This window comes from Fictibacillus sp. UD, assembly GCF_043558025.1.
Lineage (GTDB): Bacteria > Bacillota > Bacilli > Bacillales > Fictibacillaceae > Fictibacillus.
In genome coordinates, this window is the sequence record NZ_JARUHH010000006.1 from 222,627 (window position 1) to 243,473 (window position 20,847).

Annotated in this window: 23 protein-coding genes; 16 read left to right on the forward strand and 7 right to left on the reverse strand. The window is 37.7% G+C overall.

Features of this window, described 5'->3' with window-relative positions:
* Nucleotides 1-49: 49 nt before the first annotated feature.
* On the forward strand, nt 50-757 hold the full coding sequence (locus P8610_RS12495) for an LPXTG cell wall anchor domain-containing protein (protein WP_394604649.1): 708 nt from the start codon (nt 50-52) through the stop codon (nt 755-757).
* Nucleotides 758-987: 230 nt separating this feature from the next.
* Here P8610_RS12495 and P8610_RS12500 read toward each other — a convergent pair whose 3' ends face one another.
* Entirely contained in the window at nt 988-3,411 is a 2,424-nt protein-coding gene (locus P8610_RS12500) for an immune inhibitor A domain-containing protein (protein ID WP_394604650.1), read from the reverse strand.
* Between the two features lie 401 nt (nt 3,412-3,812).
* Between P8610_RS12500 and P8610_RS12505 the strand changes: the two genes are divergently transcribed.
* From P8610_RS12505 to P8610_RS12535, 7 genes are all read left to right on the forward strand, one after another.
* Nucleotides 3,813-4,352 carry a signal peptidase I gene (locus P8610_RS12505; protein WP_394604651.1) on the forward strand — a complete coding sequence of 180 codons (540 nt, stop codon included), beginning with the start codon at nt 3,813-3,815 and terminating at the stop codon, nt 4,350-4,352.
* Nucleotides 4,353-4,461: 109 nt separating this feature from the next.
* Nucleotides 4,462-5,187, forward strand: coding sequence for a TasA family protein (locus P8610_RS12510; RefSeq protein WP_394604652.1), 726 nt, complete (start codon nt 4,462-4,464; stop codon nt 5,185-5,187).
* An 84-nt stretch (nt 5,188-5,271) separates the two neighbouring features.
* The gene (locus P8610_RS12515; RefSeq protein WP_394604653.1) at nt 5,272-6,069 is read left to right on the forward strand and encodes a hypothetical protein; all 798 of its coding nucleotides are present in this window, start codon (nt 5,272-5,274) and stop codon (nt 6,067-6,069) included.
* 50 nt (nt 6,070-6,119) lie between these two features.
* Nucleotides 6,120-6,830 (forward strand): LPXTG cell wall anchor domain-containing protein, encoded by a 711-nt coding sequence (locus P8610_RS12520; protein ID WP_394604654.1) that lies wholly within the window; start codon nt 6,120-6,122, stop codon nt 6,828-6,830.
* Between the two features lie 3 nt (nt 6,831-6,833).
* On the forward strand, nt 6,834-7,460 hold the full coding sequence (locus P8610_RS12525) for a class D sortase (RefSeq protein ID WP_394604655.1): 627 nt from the start codon (nt 6,834-6,836) through the stop codon (nt 7,458-7,460).
* An 18-nt stretch (nt 7,461-7,478) separates the two neighbouring features.
* Entirely contained in the window at nt 7,479-7,808 is a 330-nt protein-coding gene (locus P8610_RS12530) for a helix-turn-helix domain-containing protein (RefSeq protein WP_394604656.1), read from the forward strand.
* A 2-nt stretch (nt 7,809-7,810) separates the two neighbouring features.
* Nucleotides 7,811-8,044, forward strand: coding sequence for a hypothetical protein (locus P8610_RS12535; protein ID WP_394604657.1), 234 nt, complete (start codon nt 7,811-7,813; stop codon nt 8,042-8,044).
* A 637-nt stretch (nt 8,045-8,681) separates the two neighbouring features.
* Here the strand turns inward: P8610_RS12535 and P8610_RS12540 are convergent.
* Nucleotides 8,682-9,548, reverse strand: coding sequence for an SDR family oxidoreductase (locus P8610_RS12540; protein WP_394604658.1), 867 nt, complete (start codon nt 9,546-9,548; stop codon nt 8,682-8,684).
* 161 nt (nt 9,549-9,709) lie between these two features.
* Here P8610_RS12540 and P8610_RS12545 point away from each other — a divergent pair, with 161 nt between their 5' ends.
* Nucleotides 9,710-10,579 (forward strand): hypothetical protein, encoded by an 870-nt coding sequence (locus P8610_RS12545; protein WP_394604659.1) that lies wholly within the window; start codon nt 9,710-9,712, stop codon nt 10,577-10,579.
* 72 nt (nt 10,580-10,651) lie between these two features.
* Here P8610_RS12545 and P8610_RS12550 read toward each other — a convergent pair whose 3' ends face one another.
* The 5 genes from P8610_RS12550 to P8610_RS12570 all read right to left on the reverse strand — a co-directional run bounded on the left by P8610_RS12550 (nt 10,652) and on the right by P8610_RS12570 (nt 13,307).
* On the reverse strand, nt 10,652-10,867 hold the full coding sequence (locus P8610_RS12550) for a hypothetical protein (RefSeq protein ID WP_394604660.1): 216 nt from the start codon (nt 10,865-10,867) through the stop codon (nt 10,652-10,654).
* Nucleotides 10,857-11,033, reverse strand: coding sequence for a hypothetical protein (locus P8610_RS12555; protein ID WP_394604661.1), 177 nt, complete (start codon nt 11,031-11,033; stop codon nt 10,857-10,859). The genes P8610_RS12550 and P8610_RS12555 overlap by 11 nt, the downstream gene beginning before the upstream one ends.
* Entirely contained in the window at nt 11,030-11,773 is a 744-nt protein-coding gene (locus P8610_RS12560) for a CBS domain-containing protein (RefSeq protein WP_394604662.1), read from the reverse strand. Before P8610_RS12560 ends, P8610_RS12555 begins: the two co-directional genes overlap by 4 nt.
* A 92-nt stretch (nt 11,774-11,865) precedes the next feature.
* Entirely contained in the window at nt 11,866-12,168 is a 303-nt protein-coding gene (locus P8610_RS12565; RefSeq protein WP_394604663.1) for a hypothetical protein, read from the reverse strand.
* 242 nt (nt 12,169-12,410) lie between these two features.
* Nucleotides 12,411-13,307: an LCP family protein gene (locus P8610_RS12570; protein ID WP_394604664.1), complete on the reverse strand. Its 897-nt coding sequence runs from the start codon at nt 13,305-13,307 to the stop codon at nt 12,411-12,413.
* A gap of 238 nt (nt 13,308-13,545) precedes the next feature.
* On the opposite strand from P8610_RS12570, the gene P8610_RS12575 reads away from it, so the two are divergent.
* From P8610_RS12575 to P8610_RS12605, 7 genes are all read left to right on the forward strand, one after another.
* Nucleotides 13,546-14,289, forward strand: a complete 744-nt coding sequence (locus tag P8610_RS12575; protein ID WP_394604665.1) for a YveK family protein — start codon at nt 13,546-13,548, stop codon at nt 14,287-14,289.
* Nucleotides 14,279-14,986, forward strand: coding sequence for a CpsD/CapB family tyrosine-protein kinase (locus tag P8610_RS12580; RefSeq protein ID WP_394604666.1), 708 nt, complete (start codon nt 14,279-14,281; stop codon nt 14,984-14,986). The genes P8610_RS12575 and P8610_RS12580 overlap by 11 nt, the downstream gene beginning before the upstream one ends.
* A 158-nt stretch (nt 14,987-15,144) precedes the next feature.
* Nucleotides 15,145-15,912: a tyrosine-protein phosphatase gene (locus P8610_RS12585; RefSeq protein ID WP_394604667.1), complete on the forward strand. Its 768-nt coding sequence runs from the start codon at nt 15,145-15,147 to the stop codon at nt 15,910-15,912.
* A 14-nt stretch (nt 15,913-15,926) separates the two neighbouring features.
* The gene (galU, locus tag P8610_RS12590; protein ID WP_394604668.1) at nt 15,927-16,811 is read left to right on the forward strand and encodes a UTP--glucose-1-phosphate uridylyltransferase GalU; all 885 of its coding nucleotides are present in this window, start codon (nt 15,927-15,929) and stop codon (nt 16,809-16,811) included.
* Between the two features lie 141 nt (nt 16,812-16,952).
* Nucleotides 16,953-18,773, forward strand: a complete 1,821-nt coding sequence (locus P8610_RS12595; protein ID WP_394604669.1) for a polysaccharide biosynthesis protein — start codon at nt 16,953-16,955, stop codon at nt 18,771-18,773.
* A 305-nt stretch (nt 18,774-19,078) separates the two neighbouring features.
* Nucleotides 19,079-20,209: a DegT/DnrJ/EryC1/StrS family aminotransferase gene (locus tag P8610_RS12600; protein ID WP_394604670.1), complete on the forward strand. Its 1,131-nt coding sequence runs from the start codon at nt 19,079-19,081 to the stop codon at nt 20,207-20,209.
* Nucleotides 20,209-20,847 carry a sugar transferase gene (locus tag P8610_RS12605; protein WP_394604671.1) on the forward strand — a complete coding sequence of 213 codons (639 nt, stop codon included), beginning with the start codon at nt 20,209-20,211 and terminating at the stop codon, nt 20,845-20,847. Before P8610_RS12600 ends, P8610_RS12605 begins: the two co-directional genes overlap by 1 nt.

The following is a 20,847-nucleotide window of genomic DNA, read 5'->3' on the forward strand; positions in this document are numbered from 1 at the left end:
CTTTTTTTGATAAAAAGTACCTCTATGATAAAGATTGAGAGGTGAATCTATGAAACTTAACTCAAACAAATTTAAGTTGATTCTAATCTATAGCTGCATTATCCTTATTGCCACCTTCTTCATCCCGATCGGCAGCACCGGTGCAGACACCAGCACACCAGAAATCAAAATAGATACTCTACCAGAAAAAGTACTTTTTGATATTGATAACTTTAAACCTGGTGATTGGGCACCTCGTGAACTAACGATTCAGAACAATGGTAATCAGGACTTTTCTTATAACATTCAATCCAAGATGAAGTCGGGATCCGAGAAACTTTATAATCAATTTCAACTCAAAATAGAAGATAAGTCAGGTATGGTTTACCAAGGTGATCTAAAAGACTTCAAAGGACTTGATCCACGTCCTTTAGCTGCTTTTTCAGAAGAAAAATTAACCGTAACGGTTGAATTTCCATATATATCTGGAAACGAGTTTCAAGGATTAAATACGGAAGTTGAATTGATTCTCTATGCAGAAGGAAAGAACGAACCACCACCGCCAGATACGGAAAAACCTGATGAAGAAGATAATGATAGCACTCCACCTGGCAATGACAGCACCAATCCGCCTGAAAAAAACACGGGCACTCTTCCGCAAACAGGGGAAGACAATCCAATTTTCATTATTTTGTCTGGATTATTTATCTCGATGGCTGGTCTCGCATTATTGCTTGTAAAAAAGTCGATTCTACAAAACCCTTTTAAGAGAGTATAGGAATGAAGCGAACTGTTTTAAGGTTAACTACTAGTCACAATGAAAGTGTTCACAATTATTAGCTAGCTGTTGGACGGTATACTGCAGGGATAATGCAGATACCTCAATAGCTAGTTTATTTTTGTGCAATCAACTGTATACAAATCAGCGAATTACCAATCTATCACTCTCAAAATCGCAACATACAAAAAGACCTTCGTTCAGATGAACGAAGGTCTTTCTCATCCCAATTACTTACTGATCTTTATTAATCCAGCAGAGTTGTCTGATGCTTCTCCTAAGATTGTAAACTTTAGGCCATACTTCGGTAGAATCTTACCTGCGTCATCAATTTTGCCATCTTCTAACGCGCCGTTGTAGTCTTTGTTATCAATATACGTTACAGAGTCGTTGAATACTGGTACTCCGTTTTGAGATTTGTAATCAAAGATTCCGCGGCTTGGCGAATTGATATACCAGCTCGGTGTTTTATCAAATGAGAATGCTGCATCCGCAATTTGATAACGAGTAGAATCTTCAACCGTTGGCTTACCATCCTTCGTACCTACAATTGCTTTAGGGTGTGAGTCAACTACGCCGATAAATCCTTCACCAGGGTGAATACCTGTCCAGTTGTCGCCAAAGCTATCATCACCATACCATACAACCATTCCCGTGTTGTATTTAACGCCACGGCTTGATTGAAGTGCCATATCTGATCCTGCAGTATTTCTCCACTCGATGTAGTAGTAGTGTTTCGCATAAGAGATACCATCCGTTACTACTGCACCATCTAAAGTAAGAGATGGTGTTCCTTCAGCGCCATCAGAATAGACTTCTTGTCCATCTACTTTTAAGGAGAGATTATCAATAGCAACTCCATCTAAAGCTAAGCCGCCATCTGTTACATACTCAAATTCTAAAGAAATTTTTTGTCCTATAAAGTCTGATAGATCATGTGAGCGATCCACCCATTCGCCTTTAGATGACTCTGCTCTTGCGTCTCCATCAGTGTCATCATCACCAATTGTATCTAATACAACTTTTGTACCGTCTTCTTTAACAGCTTTGATATAGAAGTAATCGTAATCAAATTCTACGTCATAATAAGCTTTATAGTCAAAAGAAGCCGAAGTCGCGTTGGTCAAATCGAACTGAGGTGTCTTCATCGTTGTGTGAATCCCATCACCCTTAGTACTGTAATAATATTTGCTACCAAATGCAGGTTCAATTCCTTTTACCGGTTTGTCTGGTAAATTCACTTTTACAATTCCTGGATTCTTAGACTTCGTTACGGACTGATCAATTTTCACTAATTTTCCGGAAGAGTTAAGATCCTTTAAATCGATCTCCGTGATATTAGCCCAGTTTCCACCCATCACCTTTTGGAAATACTCCTTGTTTTGAGGTGAGAAACTTGTTGGCTCAGTACCTGCAATTTTTCCATTCCAGCTTCCGCCGCTCATGATGGACCAAGAAGCAACAGGTTCACCGTCACCAGAGTATATCGTGTCGTACTCATCTGGTAGACCTAGATCATGTCCGAATTCATGAGCAAATACGCCGACTGCTCCATCTTCTGGTTCAATCGTGTAATCAAATGCAGCCATTTGTCCGCCCCAATAAGGTACCTTCGCTGTAGTACCAGGAACTCGGTATGGAGCGTTTCCAACAACCCAGCGATGAGACCAAATTGCGTCATCTTTTAAGCGGCCACCACCCGCTTCTTGGCCTACACCTGCATGAATAACCATTAAATGATCTACCAATCCGTCTGGCTCGTTCATATTCCCGTCACCATCAAGATCATAGATATCTAGTTCATCAAAGTCTGCTAGATTTACGCCGCTAGCTGCAGCTGCGTTAAGAGCATCTTTTACAAAATCGCGAGGGCCTTTAGGTGTTAAGTTATCGTGTCCACCTGCTGGATTGTCATCCCCATACTCTTTAGCTGTTCCAGGGACTGTCAGCCATTCCGTAACGTGGCCGTCAACCGTGTAGCTTCCTCCAGATTGTTCTTCATAATATTGCTTAAAAGTTTTTACTTTAGAGCCATCGAACAACTCAAAGTCTTCATCGCCGAACAACATTTTCTCATAGTGTTCACGATTAAAGTCTTCAGAGTACATGTAACCAGGATCTTGATCAATATTATTATGTTTAAAGTCAGAGAACTCGGCTAAAAGCACGAGTACTTTATCTTCGCGAACTCCACCTTTATACCTCGCTGCCTTTGCAGGATCTACATTCATAAATCCGCTTCCAGACGTTAAAGTTTGCGTGTTGTTTAACTTTTTAGAAAGCTTTTCTTTTTGGTTGCTCAAAAATTCTTTTGATTGTTTGGAAATATCTTTTGCATGCTTCTCTTTTGTTTCGGTAGATACAGCTGGTCCCTTTTTGCTTTTGAGTTCAATGTACTTTTTAACAGCTTTTTCAGTTTGGGTTTTTGTAGCATTTTTAGCAATAATTCCTTGTTCTTTAAGCGCTTTTGCTAGACGATCTTGATCTACTAAGTGCATATCAATAGGTGCGGATTCTAAGATGGCGGATGTTTTTGAATAGGATTTTTCCAATGGCATTGCTTTACTCGTTGTGAAAGCAGATGGTGCTAGTAAACTCATAGAAATCCCCGTCAGCATTAAAGAAGTGCCGAGCTTTTTACTCCATTTTCCCATTTCTTCTCCTCCTGATTTTTCATTGTTTTAGACAACCGAAAAGCTATAAAAGTAACTGAACATCATCTCCTTATGTAAGTTCGATAAATAGAACAAACAGTTCTATAATTAGAATCATACGAAAATAGTAAACTTTTGTAAAGCTAAATTAAACAATTTAATAGAAAAGTAAAACTGTACGGTATATAGAACTCCGTCTATTGACTTTCGTTGAAATTTAAAAAATTTTGGATTCTTTTTTTATCATTTATTAAGTGTAAGAAGATAAATTGAATGTATTTTGTAGGATTTTGTCGACAAAATTAAGAACAATTTGTTCTTAATATTAGTTGACAGGTTTTAGGTGGTAGTGTAAATTGTTAATCAGAAAGTGCTTTATAACGAACAAAGGATGTGTTGGAATGAACAAAACGATTTTGAAAGTCATATCAAGCACAATCGTGTTCTGTATTCTGCTCAGTATTTGTTTTCTTTTATATATCACCTATCAAGCTAGTAAAAATCCAGATGAGATTCCTTCATTTTTTGGCTACAAACCTTTTACGGTTCTTTCAAATAGTATGCAGCCATCCTTTTCAGCCGGCGATATGGTCTTTGTAAAAAACAAACCAGCATCTGAAATTGCTGTAAATGATGTAATTACATTTAAAGAGGGAGATCGTAAATTAATTACTCATAGAGTAGTAGAGCAGACTGAACGAGGGTTCGTTACAAAAGGGGATAACAACAACGTAAATGATGATGAGATTGTTACTCCAGATGATGTAGTAGGAACGCACGTCTTCACCATTCCAAAGGCTGGTTATGTTTCTAAGTTTGTAAGCAGTCCGGTTGGAATAACACTTCTTATATTAGTACCGCTACTAGGATATTTACTTTTAGAAATCTATGATTTGATTTCAAAATTTTTACTGAGAAAAGAAAAAGCTAAAGCTTTATAAAATACTTTATTCATTTTAGGAGGTGGGGCTATTCAGTTAGTTGATAGGGGAGTGTTACATAGCTTGGATGAGAGAAAAAATAAAAACTAATTTATTGGAGGCAATAATAATGAGAGTAGCAAAGAAAGCATTTTTAGGAACAGCACTAGCTGGAGCATTGGTAGTATCTGCAGGATTTGGAACATACTCTTGGTTTACAGATGTAAAAACGGCTAATGGGACAATCGATAACGGGACATTAACACTTGGCATGGATACAGAGTTATTTAAACATACAAATTTTGCTCCTTCTCAAATGCTAGTAAGTGATTTCAAAAAAATAGATAACACAGGCAGCTTGGATCAAACCCTAAGAGCTTCCTACACACATTCAGTAGATAAGGCGTCAGTTAGGAAATATAAAGTTGGCTACCTGGCGGTTAAATATGCAGAAAGACCGAACGAAACGGTTTTAAAAGATATGGCAATCGCGTTCCAAAAAGGTTTTGATAAAGGTGAAACAAACCCAGTTGTACCAAATGGAAAGTCAAGAACAGCTGCAAGTTATGAAGTAGAGGGCGGCTTGTTATCAGCGGATGAAGCAAGCGCAATGAAAGCACAAGCTGCTAACCATGAAAAGACAATCCATTTTGGAGAAGGGAAGTTCTGGAAACTTAAAGATAACCAAAATATTGAAATCATGTTCTTTGTAAAACTTCTCGATAGTGCGGGCAATGAATATCAAGGTGCTCACTATGATGCAGAGTTTAAAGTAGAAGCGAAGCAAACAGATGATGGTGCTGAGTTTGGTCCAGCAGCTGGTACAGAAATGGAACCTGCAGCAGAAGCTAAATAGTTATAAAAAGCGGGCAGTCGATTTTGTCGGCTGCCTTTCATATAGCTTCAGATCAGTAATTGTTTTAAAGCAGGAGGTGCTATTTTGGAACAGGCCAGAAAACGAAAGAAGAAAAGACATATAATTATTTCTTTGATTATCATGAGCTATTGCTTACTCTGCATGGGTTCGAAGTATGATACGTTTGCTTGGTTTACCACACAATCTTATGCAGAAGGCAGAATTACGAACGCTATGACTGCCGATCTATTGAAAATTGATCTAGGCAAGGTCAAGTATCTGGAGAACTGTCAAGTGCAAAGCAGTCTGAAGATCACGAACATCTCTAACATCGATATACCAATTAAGCTAGATCTTTTGAGTGACAGCCAAAGTAATCATTCAAAATCAAAAGTTCTAAAACCTGGTCAATCGATCGTAAGTGCGACAAAGGATACAGATTATCTGCCTTCGTGTGAATCTACAGAAATTAAATACCATCTATTCGGTTTTCAGGGTTATGTGGATGAAGAGATTGTGATTCCGCTTGATTCAGCAAAAATGATTAAGCCAGTTGAACTGCCGCAAGAAGAAAAAGTTGAAGAAAACAAAACTGAAGACCAAAAGAATGAAGAAAAGCAGCAACCAGAAGTGAAAAAAGAAGAACCGGTACAGACTGAACAACCAGCAACACCTGAACAACCAGCAGCACCTGAACAAACGCAGCCAGAAACAAACACTCCCGCACCACCAGCAGAGTCAACACCCACACCACCCGTTGAAAGCCCAGCAACAACCAATCAAACAACCAATACAGAAAACAATCAACCTGCTGCTCCCACCACTCAAACGGTAGAACCACCTGCCACTGAGAGTAAAGAAGACGCTCAAAAAGATGCGTAATAGAAATGTATGTATTGATCATAACTATTTGGGAGTGGAGGTGTAGTTCTATGTATAAAAGGAAGAAGATTCAACGGATGATAGTTGGAATCATCTCCGTATTGATAATTGGAATCCTCTCTTTACAATCTGAAAAAATTTATTCTTTTAGTAATAGCAGTTATGGACTTGAACTAACACCTTCCGAATTTCATATGGAAAATATGCGTCCTGGTTATGTAGAGGACCATATACTAACTGTCAAAAACACAGGAAACCAGATTGTGAAATACACGGTAAAATCGATGTTCAAGTCAGGTGAAAAGCTTTTTAACGAACTCAATGTAACCGTAAAACACGAAAATACAGAATTATTTAAAGGCAGATTAAAGGATTTAAACATTGCACCAAAAGTCTTGCCAGCCAGCACCAATCATCCACTAACATTTTCAATAGGGTTACCTGGTGAAGCGGGAAATGAGTTTCAAGGATTAACCACATCTTTTGAAATCCAAGTTCAAGGTGAGGGAGAAGACCCACCTACTAATGGAGGAGATCCAGGAGAAGACGACGGCAATAACCCACCAGGAAGCAGCACACCTCCACAAAACGAAAACGGCACACCGACTAGCCCGCCAACGAACGACACAGGATCGCTTCCACAAACGGGTGAAGAGAATCCGATGTTCTTAATTCTATCAGGGGTGTTCATGTCAGTGGCTGGCTTAGTATTATTACTGATTAAAAAATCTATGTTAACGAACCCGTTTAGAAGAGGGTAAGTGATGAAGTGGCTTGCATACTTATTGATTATTATAGGGATTACGACTATGTCGTACCCAAAAGCCAAGAGTATGTACTACTCGTATCAAGAAAAACAACTGTTGGAGAACTGGGAATCTGCTTCGGCAGATTCCCTCATTCAACAAAGTTCACAGCAGCTCGATGATGTTTTCTCAGAAAAGAAACGTCCTAAGAATGATGAAAAACAAGACAAAGTTAAAAGCTCTATTATCGGTAAAATGACCATCAATAAAATCGACTTAACCATTCCAATCATGGAAGGCGCGTCAATGCAAAATTTAAAAGTGGCAGCAGGACACATGAACGGTACAGCGCCAATAGGTGAAACAGGGAACGCAGCCATTGCGGCCCATAGAAGTTATACGTACGGAAAACAATTTAACCGTCTACCAGAAGTTGAGTCTGGTGACCTGATTCAAGTTGAAACCACTCAAAAAATCCTAACTTACAAAATTACGGAAAAGCTGCTCGTTCTACCTACTGATCTTTCCGTTCTCAAAAACAACAAGAACGAAAGCATTCTTACGTTAATCACGTGTCATCCAATGAAAAATCCAACGCATCGCTATATCGTAAAAGCTGTCCTGTACAAAGAGGAGGTTTTATAGCAAAGGAAGTTGTTAACTGTGAACAAAAAAATAGGAAAACAAATTAAAAAATACCGTTTAAAAAAATATATAAGCTTATCAAAACTTGCCTCGATTGCAGGGATCTCAAAAAGTTATTTGAGCAGCATCGAGAATCATGAGACAAACCCATCTGCGAATATGATTCAGAAAATAGCTAAAGCACTGGAGGTTCCCGTGGAAAAATTACTATATAGTCAAGTGGATTCACTTGATGCTGAATGGGTTGAACTCGTCTCACAAGCAAAGGAGATGGGCATACACCAAGAAGACATTCGGGGATTTTTGGCATATGAAGCTTGGAAGCGTTCTGAAAAGGAAGGAGTTTAGACGTGATCCGATTAGGAAATGGTTTGTATGTTTGTCATCTCAACGGCCACGTATTGAAGATCGTGTACAAAGGAAACAATGAATGTGAAATCTATTTAGGCGACGAATTCCAGGGAAGAGCACCATTTGATTATGTCAAGAAGAAGCTGACTCTTATGGAGAAACGCTGGAACACTTCTAAGATCATGAAGTATCAATATAAAGAGTTTAACCCTACAATTGACCATATCATATAATGTCAGCCGATACTTTCATTAAGTATGGGCTTTTTTCTTTAATCAACAATTACATTAATGTTTATTAAACATAAGTTTAACATGCTTGGTGAAAAATTAGGTTTAAGTTACAGTAAAATGAATTATGAAAATGCCTTCTACATAATCATTTTGCGACCTTCGTGAGTATGTATTGTATCCGTTTTTCGTGATAATCTATTTTGTTTAACAACGTTGCTTTTAATTCGTGATCGATAGAACTCTTATAAAGAACTAAAAAGTACTTGAACATCATTCTATGGTATTTCATCTTAATCATAAGCAAATTGCACCCCGACAATAGACGTAATTTTAATATGAATATCGACGTATTTGTGGTTCGTCTAAATAGTTATTAAGAATTCATTTTATAAGAACAAGACTAGATCCTTTGTACCTGTAAAAAAGTTGATGAATGAATGATGTAGTTCTTTGTAACTATTAATTTTAATTATAGATGTTATATTACGGTACTTGTTCTTACATATTGTATATCTATTTCTTTTGAGGTTGTTTTCTCTTAAAATGCCACGTGTTTCCCACCACTACTAACTTTAGCTCGCAGAAAAAGTTTGCAGATCGAGTTCTGCAAACTTTATTTCTACAAGATTTTTGATACTTATCCGTTAACAACCTTACCACCATTAATATGAATCATCTGCCCTGATACATAAGAAGAATCCTCACTTGCTAAATACACATATGCTGGGGCAAGTTCTTCCGGCTGTCCTGGGCGACCCATCGGAGTATCTTTACCGAACTGCTCAACTTTATCCGCTGAAAACGTAGAAGGAATGAGCGGTGTCCAGATCGGGCCTGGTGCGATTCCGTTTACACGAATTCCTTTCTTCACAAGATTATTTGACAACGATCTCGTAAACGAAACAATCGCTCCTTTTGTAGAAGCGTAATCGATCAACTCTGGATGTCCTTGATATGCCGTGATTGATGCTGTATTGATGATGCTGCTTCCTTGCTTCAAATGGGGAAGTGCAGCCTTTGTTAAATGGAACATGCTGAAAATATTCGTACGGAACGTTTTCTCCAGTTGTTCGGCTGTAATATCCTCAAAGTTCTGCTGTGGATGTTGTTCGGCTGCGTTATTCACCAGAACGTCCAGTCCGCCAAACGAACCGACAACGTCTCGAACCGTTTGCTCACAGAACGACGCATCTCCAATATCGCCTCGAATCAGCAAGCACTTTACACCTTCTTGTTCGATCTGACTCTTCGTTTCTTCTGCGTCACCAGTCTCTTCTAAATAAACGATGGCGACATTTGCCCCTTCTTTTGCAAACGCGATAGCAGCGGCTTTTCCGATTCCGCTGTCACCACCTGTGATCAGCGTCGATTTACCTTTTAATTTTCCGCTTCCTTTATATCTTGGACTTTCTGATTGGGGTTTCGGTGTCATTTCTGATTCTACACCTGGCTGTTGGTTTTGATGCTGTGCGGGTTGACCTGTTGGATGACTTTGATTAGACATGTAATGAATCACTCCTTATTATTGTTTCATAACTCTTTTCTTCCCATCTCACATTGGAATAAACATCGTGGCATGCTTTAATTAAAAAAATTTCTCCGATGGCTCCTTTTCACTGCTTCCAGACATTTATAGGATGAGTCAATGAAAAGGGGGAAGAAAAGATGAGAGCAGGGAATATTTATCAGTTCAAACAGTTGAGTAAATTTCATAGTGTGGCTGAGTTTAACAGACATAAAGAGGTGTTTTTGCAAAGGCACCCTGATTTATTTACGCATTCAGAATTTATCGCATTCGAAGTTTTAAGTCAGTACTGTGTGGTAGTGCCAGGGGTGGCGAATGCGAAAATCGCGACGCTTGTATCCGCTTGCTCTGCCAAACAAGGAGGAATTTCACGAGCTACCTTCGTACGAATGCTGCGAAAAGCGAAGAATGCAGGAATGTTGAAAACGTATAAAACGTATCGATCAAGTGGAGGATTCAGTCATAATATTTTTGTTTTTCAACCATTTGATTTACCGTGTGATACGCAAATGACACAATGTGATAATCAGGAAACCGCTTGTGGCAGTAAGGGAGAAGGGGAACAATTGACTGAGGAAACTGAAAAGCTCTTTATAAATCTTAAAAATAAAGATCTAAACATACGTCAGGAAAAAGAGGTTCATACATTACACTATGATAATCTATATTCATCAAAAGACCTTGATTACACCTTCGTACCGAATACTGTGCCGAACATCTTTATACATACAGTAAAACCATTCTTTGATGGAGCGAATGAAATCTACACCTTCTGGCAAAAAGCACTTTTGGCTTATAAGAAGTTCAACTTCAATACACCTCTAGAACATATGACAACGATTGTGATCGAAGCATTCAAAACAACAGTCTTTTATTACAAACATCGCAATATCAAAACAACGTTCGTCCAATACTTTTATGGGACATTAACGGCAATGTTAAGTGCAGAAAAAAGAAGAGAGCATGCTCAATATAGCTCGAAACCGCGATACAATTGGCTAGATGTTTAGTGAATCGGACATTCACACGTGCAAAACAAAAAAGCTCTCTAAAGATGTTTCTCTCTAGTGAGCTTTGAAAGTCTATGAATCACGGGGCATTTTGCAATTCTCCTTGCGCTTTCTATCTTTATCCATAAAGAGTATGACGATGAATGCGAGGGCTGCAGTCGTGCTATGCATCCATACGAATTCCCATTCTCTTGTGACTATATGATAGATGGTAAGGAAAGTTCCTAGAAAACCAGTCGCGAACATTAAATAGGCCATTAGATCGGATGATGTTATCTTATCTCTCATCTTTATTACTCCTAATCGCTTCCATTACTAATTGGTTGAATTCTTCATCCGTAATCTGGTTCATGAGCTTTGCTCTCACTAATTCATCATATTTCGGTAATATTCTTAAACCTTCTGCTTCAATACTTGTCTTTGCTTGCTGCATCGCTTTGTCGATATTTTTCATTTCGATTTTTCACCGATTAAATCAATTTCTATTAGATCCCATGCTGTAATAATACCAAGTGGCTTTTCAAGTGGTGAACCTGTTTCTGTTACGATGACCGCTTCAAGTTTCTTATGATTTTGAAAAGCTTCTTCGTACATATCCTCTAGCTCAAAGATATCTATATTTCTGCCGACGAATGCCACGTTGTGCTCTTTTTCATAATTTTGAATGTTACATGCGGTATGTCCAGTTAAGGTAATCGTTTCGTTATGAATAGAAGAAGCAAGCCAGCTCGTTAGTCCATCTTCTGTAAGGAGAAATACGAATACACCATTTTCATAAACGGGAAGCTGGTTATAGGAAGACTGATGCATGAGTTGAATAACCTCTTCAATGGTTGTAGTAAGGTCAATCGTAGTAACAGACTTACTTGCAATGTTTGTAACTGATGGCGGCTTAATTAATAGGCCAGCAATTTTCTCGATCAGTTTAACAGCATCTTCGCTCGGTGTAGCGATATACGTTTTTACTTTGAGTTTTTCGTGAACCAATGCATTTCGCAGCTTGGCAAATTGTCTTAATTCGTAAAAGAAGTTCTGAATATAACGGTGTTTCTGACTAGTTTCGGTTAACAGCTTCATAAATGCATCATTATATTCATGCGGATTCATGCGCTTTAACACACCATGAATCTGGTTAAATGCAACTTCAAACCTTTCAGCCAAATGGTGTGTGAGTTCTTTTTCTTTATTCGTCATTCTTTTTCCCCCTCAACACTATTTATCGACAAGCCCTACCACATTTTCATTTATGTTAAATAAAAAAAGCCAGCTTCTATGCTGACTTTTTATTACTTCCATTTTTTCATTTTTTCTTTAAGATAATCTCGCACTTCTTCTGCTTCCGTGCGATCAATGCTTTGAAATTGACCATCGTGTTTAACGATAAAAAAGCTGTCACGTGGTTTTTTCTTTCCATATGTAAGTTCATAGCCGTTATCGACATTACACACAATCTTAAATGGAGAGCGGTAAAAAGGCTGCAAGTCAAGTGGACCGTTTACGATGGTTTCGAACTCTTTAAGATCATTATCAATTGAGACAATGGACGGTCGTTTAGATGGTTCAACCATTAACACCGATATTGTAGACAAAGCGGTTCCTCCTCATTTTATCCTACTATTATCATGGTATCATATCCCTGTAAAAATGGTAATGGGTGTAAAATGAGAGTTTTTGTCGAAATAGTTAAAAAATTATCATTTTGGCAGGAAAATATAAATTCTAAAATTCACCTTTTTTTATACAAGTTTCAACAAGATATGACACAGGATTATTACTTTAGAAAAGTATAACAAAAAACCAGGCCTTTACAAGACCTGGTTCCAATTACCTATTATTTCAAATATTCTTTTAATAGATTTTGAACTCTTTCTTTTTCTGTATCGTCAACGATTCCAAAGTAAGTACCGCTGATCATCTTACCTGAACTCTTAATTTCTGTGGATTGTATATTGTGGCGCGCGTTTTTGTAGTTCTTTTGAATATCTTTCATTTCCTGGAATGTCATGTTTGTCTTCACATTTTCGCTTAAGATATCAATGATGTTATCAAATTTAGTTATGGATGAAACACGTGCGCCTTTATCAATAATGGATGTAATCACTTGTCGCTGACGATCGTTACGACCTAAATCGCCTTTAGGATCTTGGTATCTCATTCTTGAATAGGCTAATGCTTCTTTTCCGTTAAGTTCTTGATAACCCTTGGGGAATGAATATCCACCGTCTGAAAAAGCAAAGGGGTTATTCACTTCAACGCCGCCAACAGCGTTCACAACGTCTCGAAAGGATTCCATATTTACTTTTACATAATAATCGATAGATGTATCCAGAAAGTTCTCGACTGTATCCATCGCCATCTGTGTTCCACCGAACGCATAAGCATGATTAATTTTATCGTCGATCCCTTTACCAATTATCTCAGTACGGGTGTCACGTGGAATGTTAAACATGAGCATTTTGTCTTCTTTTGGATTAACAGCAATAACCATCATCGTATCTGAACGTCCACTGTCACCTTCTCGCTCATCAACGCCTAAAAGCATGATGGAGATCGGCTTTAGATCTTCTTCGTTACCAGTCACAGTTGGTTTTGGTTGATCGGTTTCTACTTTTTCGTGCATTTCATTTACAGCATCTTTCGTAGAGTCATAAAGATAATACGCATACCCGCCGATACTAATAACAAATAGTCCTACTATAATCCCCAAAATCATCAAGAATTTCTTCATTTATAAAATCTCTTCTTTCTTATTAAAATAAATGACACTAAAAGGAGTATACCATGTGCTTGTTTGATTGAATAATCTAAATTTATATTTAAATTACAGAATGAAATAATTATGTTACTATAATGTTATGTTTCAACCAGGTTTTACAAAGTTTTATAATATAATCCCTAAATTTACAAATAAATGTGCTATAATACAGCGAAATTAAAAAACTATTAATACATAGATGGAGGCACTTATGGAAGAAACGATTTCACTAAAGGATATTGCCCATACTCTGCGAAAACGGATCATGCTCATTTCTCTAATAGCAGCAGTAGCTGTTGCAGTAAGTGGCATTATCTCATATTTCATTCTAACCCCGGTGTATCAAGCATCTACTCAAATTCTGGTCAATCAGAAAACAGGTCAACAACCAACGCTTGATGCTAACCAAATACGAACAAATGTAGACATTATTAACACATACAGCGTCATTATAAAAAGTCCTACCATCTTAGATAAAGTGGTTGAAAATTATAATCTGCAACAATCAACAGAGTCATTAATGGGTAAGATTACTGTTAACAGTGAACAAAACGCTCAAGTCTTTAATTTAACGATACAAGATGAAGACCCTGCACAAGCCGTATTAATTGCGAACGCCATCTCAGAGACGTTCAGCGAAGAAGTTCCCACTATTATGAACGTAGACAACGTAAAAGTTCTCTCTCCAGCTGTTCTAAAAGATAATCCATCACCGATTAAACCGAAACCACTGCTTAACATTGCCATCGCACTAGTTGTTGGAATAATGGCTGGAGTGGGGATCGCATTTTTACTTGAATACTTGGACAACACGATTAAGACGGAAGAAGATATTCAAACCGTGCTTCAGTTGCCAGTTTTGGGAGTTATACCGAAAATAATGGTTGAAGATGAAAAGGCTCCATTAAACAGAAAAGCTAGTAAACGGATGGGAAGTGAAACCCTTGAGTCGTAATCGCAAGTTAAGAAAAACCATTCAAGACTTAACCCAAAGAAGTTTAATTACTCATATTAATTCAAAGTCTCCAATTTCTGAACAATACCGTACGATTCGTACAAACATACAATTTGCATCAGTAGATAAAGAGCTTAAGACGTTAATGGTTACTTCGTCAGGTCCTGGGGAAGGGAAATCAACGACTGTCGCAAACTTAGCTATTGTACTAGCTCAACAAGGAAAGCGTGTATTGTTAATTGATGGAGATCTGCGTAAACCAACTGTTCATTATACGTTTAAAGTAAGCAACATTTATGGAGTAACAAATGTTCTGACTCGTCAAACGACACTTCGAGATGCAGTTGTTTCTACGAAGATTCCTGATGTGGATGTACTGCCAAGCGGACCCGTTCCTCCAAATCCTTCTGAATTAATAGATTCCAAATCTATGGATCATTTAATTGAAGAGGCGAGTGCATTGTACGATTATGTATTATTTGATACACCGCCGATTATGGCCGTAACGGATGCTCAGTTGCTGGCTCATCGTGTGGACGGTGTCATTCTTGTTATTTCGAGCGGAAAAACAGAGATTGAAGCTGCTATAAAGGCAAAGGAATTGTTGGAGCATGCAAATGCCAAAATTCTAGGCACAGTCTTAAATGCTAAAGAGATGAGAAAAGAAAAGTATTATTACTATTACGGTACTAACTAATAATTAAGCAACAAAATTCATGAATATTCGACAAAAAAAGACGGTTGTAAAATATGGTACCTATGGTAATATAACGTTAGATTTCCAAATTTGAGAAAATAGAACTAGTTTTTTAAAAAACTAGTTCTATAGATTGAAAACGGGTTAGGGGACTTGTCATGATTGATATACATAGTCACGTTTTACCAGGTATAGATGACGGCGCTGAAACGATAGAACAGGCCGTTGCAATGGCAAAAGTCGCTGTGGAAGAAGGAATAACCCATTTGTATGCTACCCCACATCATCGGAATGGAAGATATGAAAACGAAAGAAGTGCGATATTGGAACATGTGGCTCACTTAAATACAGAACTGCAGCAGAGAAAAATACCACTTCAGATCTTGCCCGGACAAGAGATTCGGATCTACAAAGAACTAATTGAGGACCTTGATCGGGATGTTTTCACTCCATTGCACCACGAGTTGAAATATTTACTTATAGAACTTCCTTCAAATCATGTCCCAGCATATGCCGCAGAAATTTTCTTTGAACTCAGTCTAAGAAACTACACACCTATCATTGTTCATCCTGAACGAAATAGCGAGATCATAGAAAATCCAGATATCCTTTATGAGTTTATTATCACTGGAGCGCTTACCCAAATAACCGCAAGTTCAATTGCAGGGAAATTTGGAAAGAAAATTATGAATTTCTCTAATGACCTGATAAACGCTAATATGGCACACTTTATCGCGTCTGATGCACATAACACAGATTCTAGAGGTTTTCATTTAGTGAAAGCTTATGAGCGTGTTCAAAAACAGTTTGGAATAGACATGAGATATTATTTGCAAGAAAACGCTGAGTTGGTCAGTCAAGGGAAGAGTATATTCACCCCTCAACCCTCATATATACGTAAAAAGAAATTCTTGGGAATCTTTTAAAAGGAGGACATACTTTGAAAAAAGTTAAAAAAGCCATCATTCCAGCTGCTGGATTAGGAACACGATTTTTGCCAGCAACAAAAGCCATGCCGAAAGAAATGCTGCCGATTGTAGATAAACCAACCATTCAATACATTGTGGAAGAGGCCATCGAATCGGGCATTGAAGATATTATTATTGTTACAGGTAAAGGCAAGCGTGCCATTGAAGATCACTTCGATCATGCGTTAGAGCTGGAACAAAATCTGTTTGAAAAAGGGAAATTAGACTTATTAGAAAAAGTAAGACACTCTTCAAAAATGGCTGATATACATTATATTCGTCAGAAAGAACCAAAAGGTTTGGGTCATGCGGTATTTTGTGCAAGAAAATTTATTGGAGATGAGCCTTTTGCCGTACTACTAGGAGACGATATCGTTCAGGCAGAAAAGCCTTGTCTAAAACAATTAATTGAGAAATATGAAGAGACTACTGCTTCTATTATCGGAGTACAACAAGTTCCGGAAGATCAAACACATCGTTATGGAATTATCGATCCACTAAGCAATTTTAATAATTTATATGGTGTGAAGAATTTCGTTGAAAAGCCTGCACATGGTACAGCGCCTTCTAATCTAGCTATTATGGGCCGTTATATCTTAACTCCAGAAATTTTTAGTTACCTAGAGAAACAGGAAACAGGTGCTGGGGGAGAAATACAGTTAACCGATGCGATTCAGCAACTGAACAAATTCCAAAGAGTATTTGCGTATGACTTTGAAGGAACGAGATATGACGTTGGTGAAAAATTAGGCTTTATTATGACGACTATTGAGTTTGCACTGAAAGATCAAGAGATCAGCAAACAACTGCTACCTGAACTTGAGCGTTTGTTAGAGCAAGTGAAAATATCCAATTAAGCTGTATGCTCATATAAAGCTTATCCAGAAGTTAAACAAAACAGAACAAGAGTTAACAAAAATTTAATACCCTAAGAAAAATGAACACATTTTCCTTAGGGATTTCTTTTGTAAAAATACAATGAAAAGAAGGGATTTCACTTGAGCTATCAAAAGCGAGTATCGATGCTGATTCTACTAGATTCGTTAATTGTATTGACGTCTATTTATGTAGGTTATTACACGCTTCATCCATACTTTAATATTTATAACTTTCCCATGCTTGTTATTAGCTCTATTGCACTCCTTGCTAGTCATCATTTATTTGCATTCAGATACCGTTTATATCAAAGGGCTTGGGAGTATGCAAGTGTAGGTGAAATGCTGGGAATCGTTCGTGCCGTTACGTTATCGATTCTTACGGCAGGAGTCATTCAACTTGTTGTGAGCGGCAATGTGTATGTAAGAGTGCTCGGAATCACATGGATGCTTCATGTAATTTTAATTGGAGGATCACGTTTCTCCTGGAGAATGTTTAGAGATAATTACATAAGTCCTCAGATCGAAAAGAAGAGAGCTTTAATTATTGGTGCAGGTTCTGCAGGTTCTATGCTTGTTCGTCAGTTGAAGAAGAGCAGCGACTCTGATTTATATCCAGTTGCTTTTGTAGATGATGATCCCAAAAAACAAAGACTTCAAATCTATGGAGTTACCGTATCTGGCAAAACGAAAGATATTCCAAAGTTAGTTGAAGAACTTAGCGTTGAAAAGATCATTATTGCGATTCCTTCGTTAAGTAAAAAAGAAATTCAAAAGATCTATCAAGAGTGCAGTAAAACTACAGCAACTACAAAGATTATGCCAATGATTGAAGACATTGTGTCTGGTAAAGTATCCGTTAATCAATTCCGTGAAGTTCAAGTAGAGGATCTACTAGGTAGAGACCCTGTACAGCTTGATATTGACAGTATATCAAAGACAGTGACAGGTAACACGATACTCGTAACAGGTGCTGGTGGATCAATTGGTTCAGAAATTTGTCGACAGGTGAGCAAATTCAAACCAAAAAAACTTCTATTATTAGGTCATGGTGAAAACTCCATCTATCAAATCGATATGGAACTTCGAAACAAACACGGTAAAGATTTAGAAATTATTCCTATTATTGCAGATATTCAAGACCGTGATCGTATCTTTGAAGTGATGAGTGTACATGCACCAGATGTTGTCTACCATGCGGCTGCACATAAACACGTTCCGTTAATGGAGTACAATCCGAAAGAAGCTGTAAAGAACAATGTAATCGGTACGAAAAACGTAGCTGAAGCAGCGGATATGTTTGGAGTAACGACCTTCGTACTCGTTTCATCTGATAAAGCCGTTAACCCTACAAATGTTATGGGATCAACAAAACGAATCGCAGAGATGGTTATTCAAAATTTGGACAAGCAAAGCCAGACAAACTTTGTCGCTGTGAGATTCGGAAACGTGTTAGGAAGTAGAGGTTCTGTTATACCACTCTTTAAAAATCAGATTCAAAATGGTGGACCAGTAACCGTTACTCATCCTGATATGACCCGTTACTTCATGACAATTCCAGAAGCATCACGACTCGTTATGCAAGCGGGTGCGTTAGCTCGAGGTGGAGAAATTTTCGTTCTAGATATGGGTGAACCGGTTAAGATCGTAGACTTGGCTAAGAACCTTATTCAACTGTCAGGTTATAACCTTGATGAGATCGGGATTAAGTATGCTGGTATTCGCCCTGGTGAGAAGATGTATGAAGAGCTTCTTGGAGAGAATGAAGTGCATAAAAAAGAGGTTTTTCCTAAGATTTTTATTGGGAAGACTGTGGAGTTTGACTTTGATAGAGTGTCTAATTTAATTGAAAATCATCACTCATTTGCTGCTCATTATTTATCGGATTATGTTTTAGAGTTAGCGAATAAGAAAGAACAATTGCTAGTGAAGAATGTTAACTAAGAGTTAACACGAAGTTAATAAGTTAGAGGGGTCCCTTTTATTAAGGGCCCCGCTTCTATGTTAAAAGGTACGAGGAAAGTGGCTTCGAGCTAAAAATAAATGCTGAAAATCTTGGTATGTAGTAAAAGTTGTTTGATTGAATGGTATATATAATAGTAGAAACTCGGTTTTGTAATGAATTTTCGTGTTTACTTATTAAAAATAAATGCATTATTAGTGGTTTAGTAGTTGGTTGGAAACAATTATTTTTAATCAAGTCCTAATCTACTAAAGCATTAACCTTACTTAGGAAGGAAGACTTGAAGATGGCAACTACAAAAGTAAACGATAGAATCTTTCTTTCATCACCACATATGAGTGATGAGGGTTATGAAATGCAATATGTACAAGAAGCATTTGATACAAACTGGATTGCTCCCCTTGGTGAAAACGTAAATGGATTTGAAGAAGAATTAGCTGAAAAGGTTGGATCAAAGTCTGCTGCTGCACTTTCTTCAGGAACAGCTGCTATACATTTAGCATTAAGAGCATCCGGCGTTGGAGAAGGAGATATTGTTTTTTGCCCAACACTTACTTTTTCTGCAACTGCAAATCCAATCATCTATCAAAGTGCTATACCTGTTTTTATTGATAGCGATTATAAAACGTGGAATATGTGTCCGAAAGCTTTGGAAGAAGCGTTTAAAAAATATCCAGAAGTGAAAGCAGTTATTGTTGTTCATTTATATGGTTTGTCTGCAGATATGGACAAAATTATGGAGATCTGTAAGAAACATGATGTAATGGTTATTGAAGATGCTGCTGAGTCTTTGGGTACTTACTATAAAGGTAAACATACTGGAACTTTCGGTGACTATGGTATCTTCTCTTTTAATGGGAACAAGATTATTACTACTTCAGGTGGTGGAATGCTTGTTTCTGATAATGAAGAACGAATTGCCAAGGCGAGATTTTGGGCAACTCAATCCCGAGATCAAGCAAGACATTATCAACATAGTGAATTAGGATTTAATTATCGGATGAGTAATGTGGTTGCTGGGATTGGTAGAGGGCAGCTTAAAGTGTTAGATAAAAGAGTTGCCAAGAAGAACTACATTTTTAATTTCTATAAAAGGGAGCTCGGAGGGCTTGAAGGCATTGAATTCATGCCTAGCAATGAATGGGATGAACCAAATTATTGGTTAAGCTCGATAACTATTTCTGGTAAAGTGAGACCTATTGATATATTTGATGCATTGGAAGCTGAGAATATCGAGTCAAGACCAGTATGGAAGCCGATGCATATGCAGCCATTCTTTGAAAAATACCACTTTGTTGGTGAGGGTGTTTCGGAGAAATTGTTTGAGAATGGTGTTTGTTTGCCGTCGGATACGAAAATGACGGATGAGGACTTAGAGAGAGTTGTTAAGACTATTAAAGGGTTGTGGTTAGAGTAATGAACAATCCAAAAGATGGTATTTATAGAAGATTTGTAAAAAGACCGATGGATTTCATGCTTTCATTAATCGCCATTACTGTTCTTAGTCCAGTACTTCTAGTAATTGCAATTCTTGTTAGAATGAAATTAGGTAGCCCTGTTCTATTCAAGCAAAAGAGACCTGGGCTTAATGAAGAAATTTTTCTGATGTATAAGTTTCGGACTATGACGGACGAAAAAGATGAGCATGGTGAGTTACTTCCGGACAGTGTGAGATTAACGAAGTTTGGAAAGTTTCTGCGTTCTACATCATTGGATGAACTTCCGGAGCTTTTTAATATTCTTAAAGGAGATATGTCAATTATTGGTCCTAGGCCCTTATTGATACAGTATCTGCTCCTTTATAATGAACATCAAAAACGACGACATGATGTTCGGCCGGGGTTGTCTGGATTGGCTCAGGTGAGTGGTAGGAATGCTATTAGTTGGGAAGAGAAGTTTGATTTGGATTGTTATTATGTTGACAATGTTAGCTTTAGAGGGGACTGGAAGATCATACTTCTTACTATTAAAAAGTCTGTAATTAGAGAAGGTATTAATTCAGAAACTGCAGCAACTATGGAAGCATTTATGGGAAATAAAGAAACGGAGGATTAA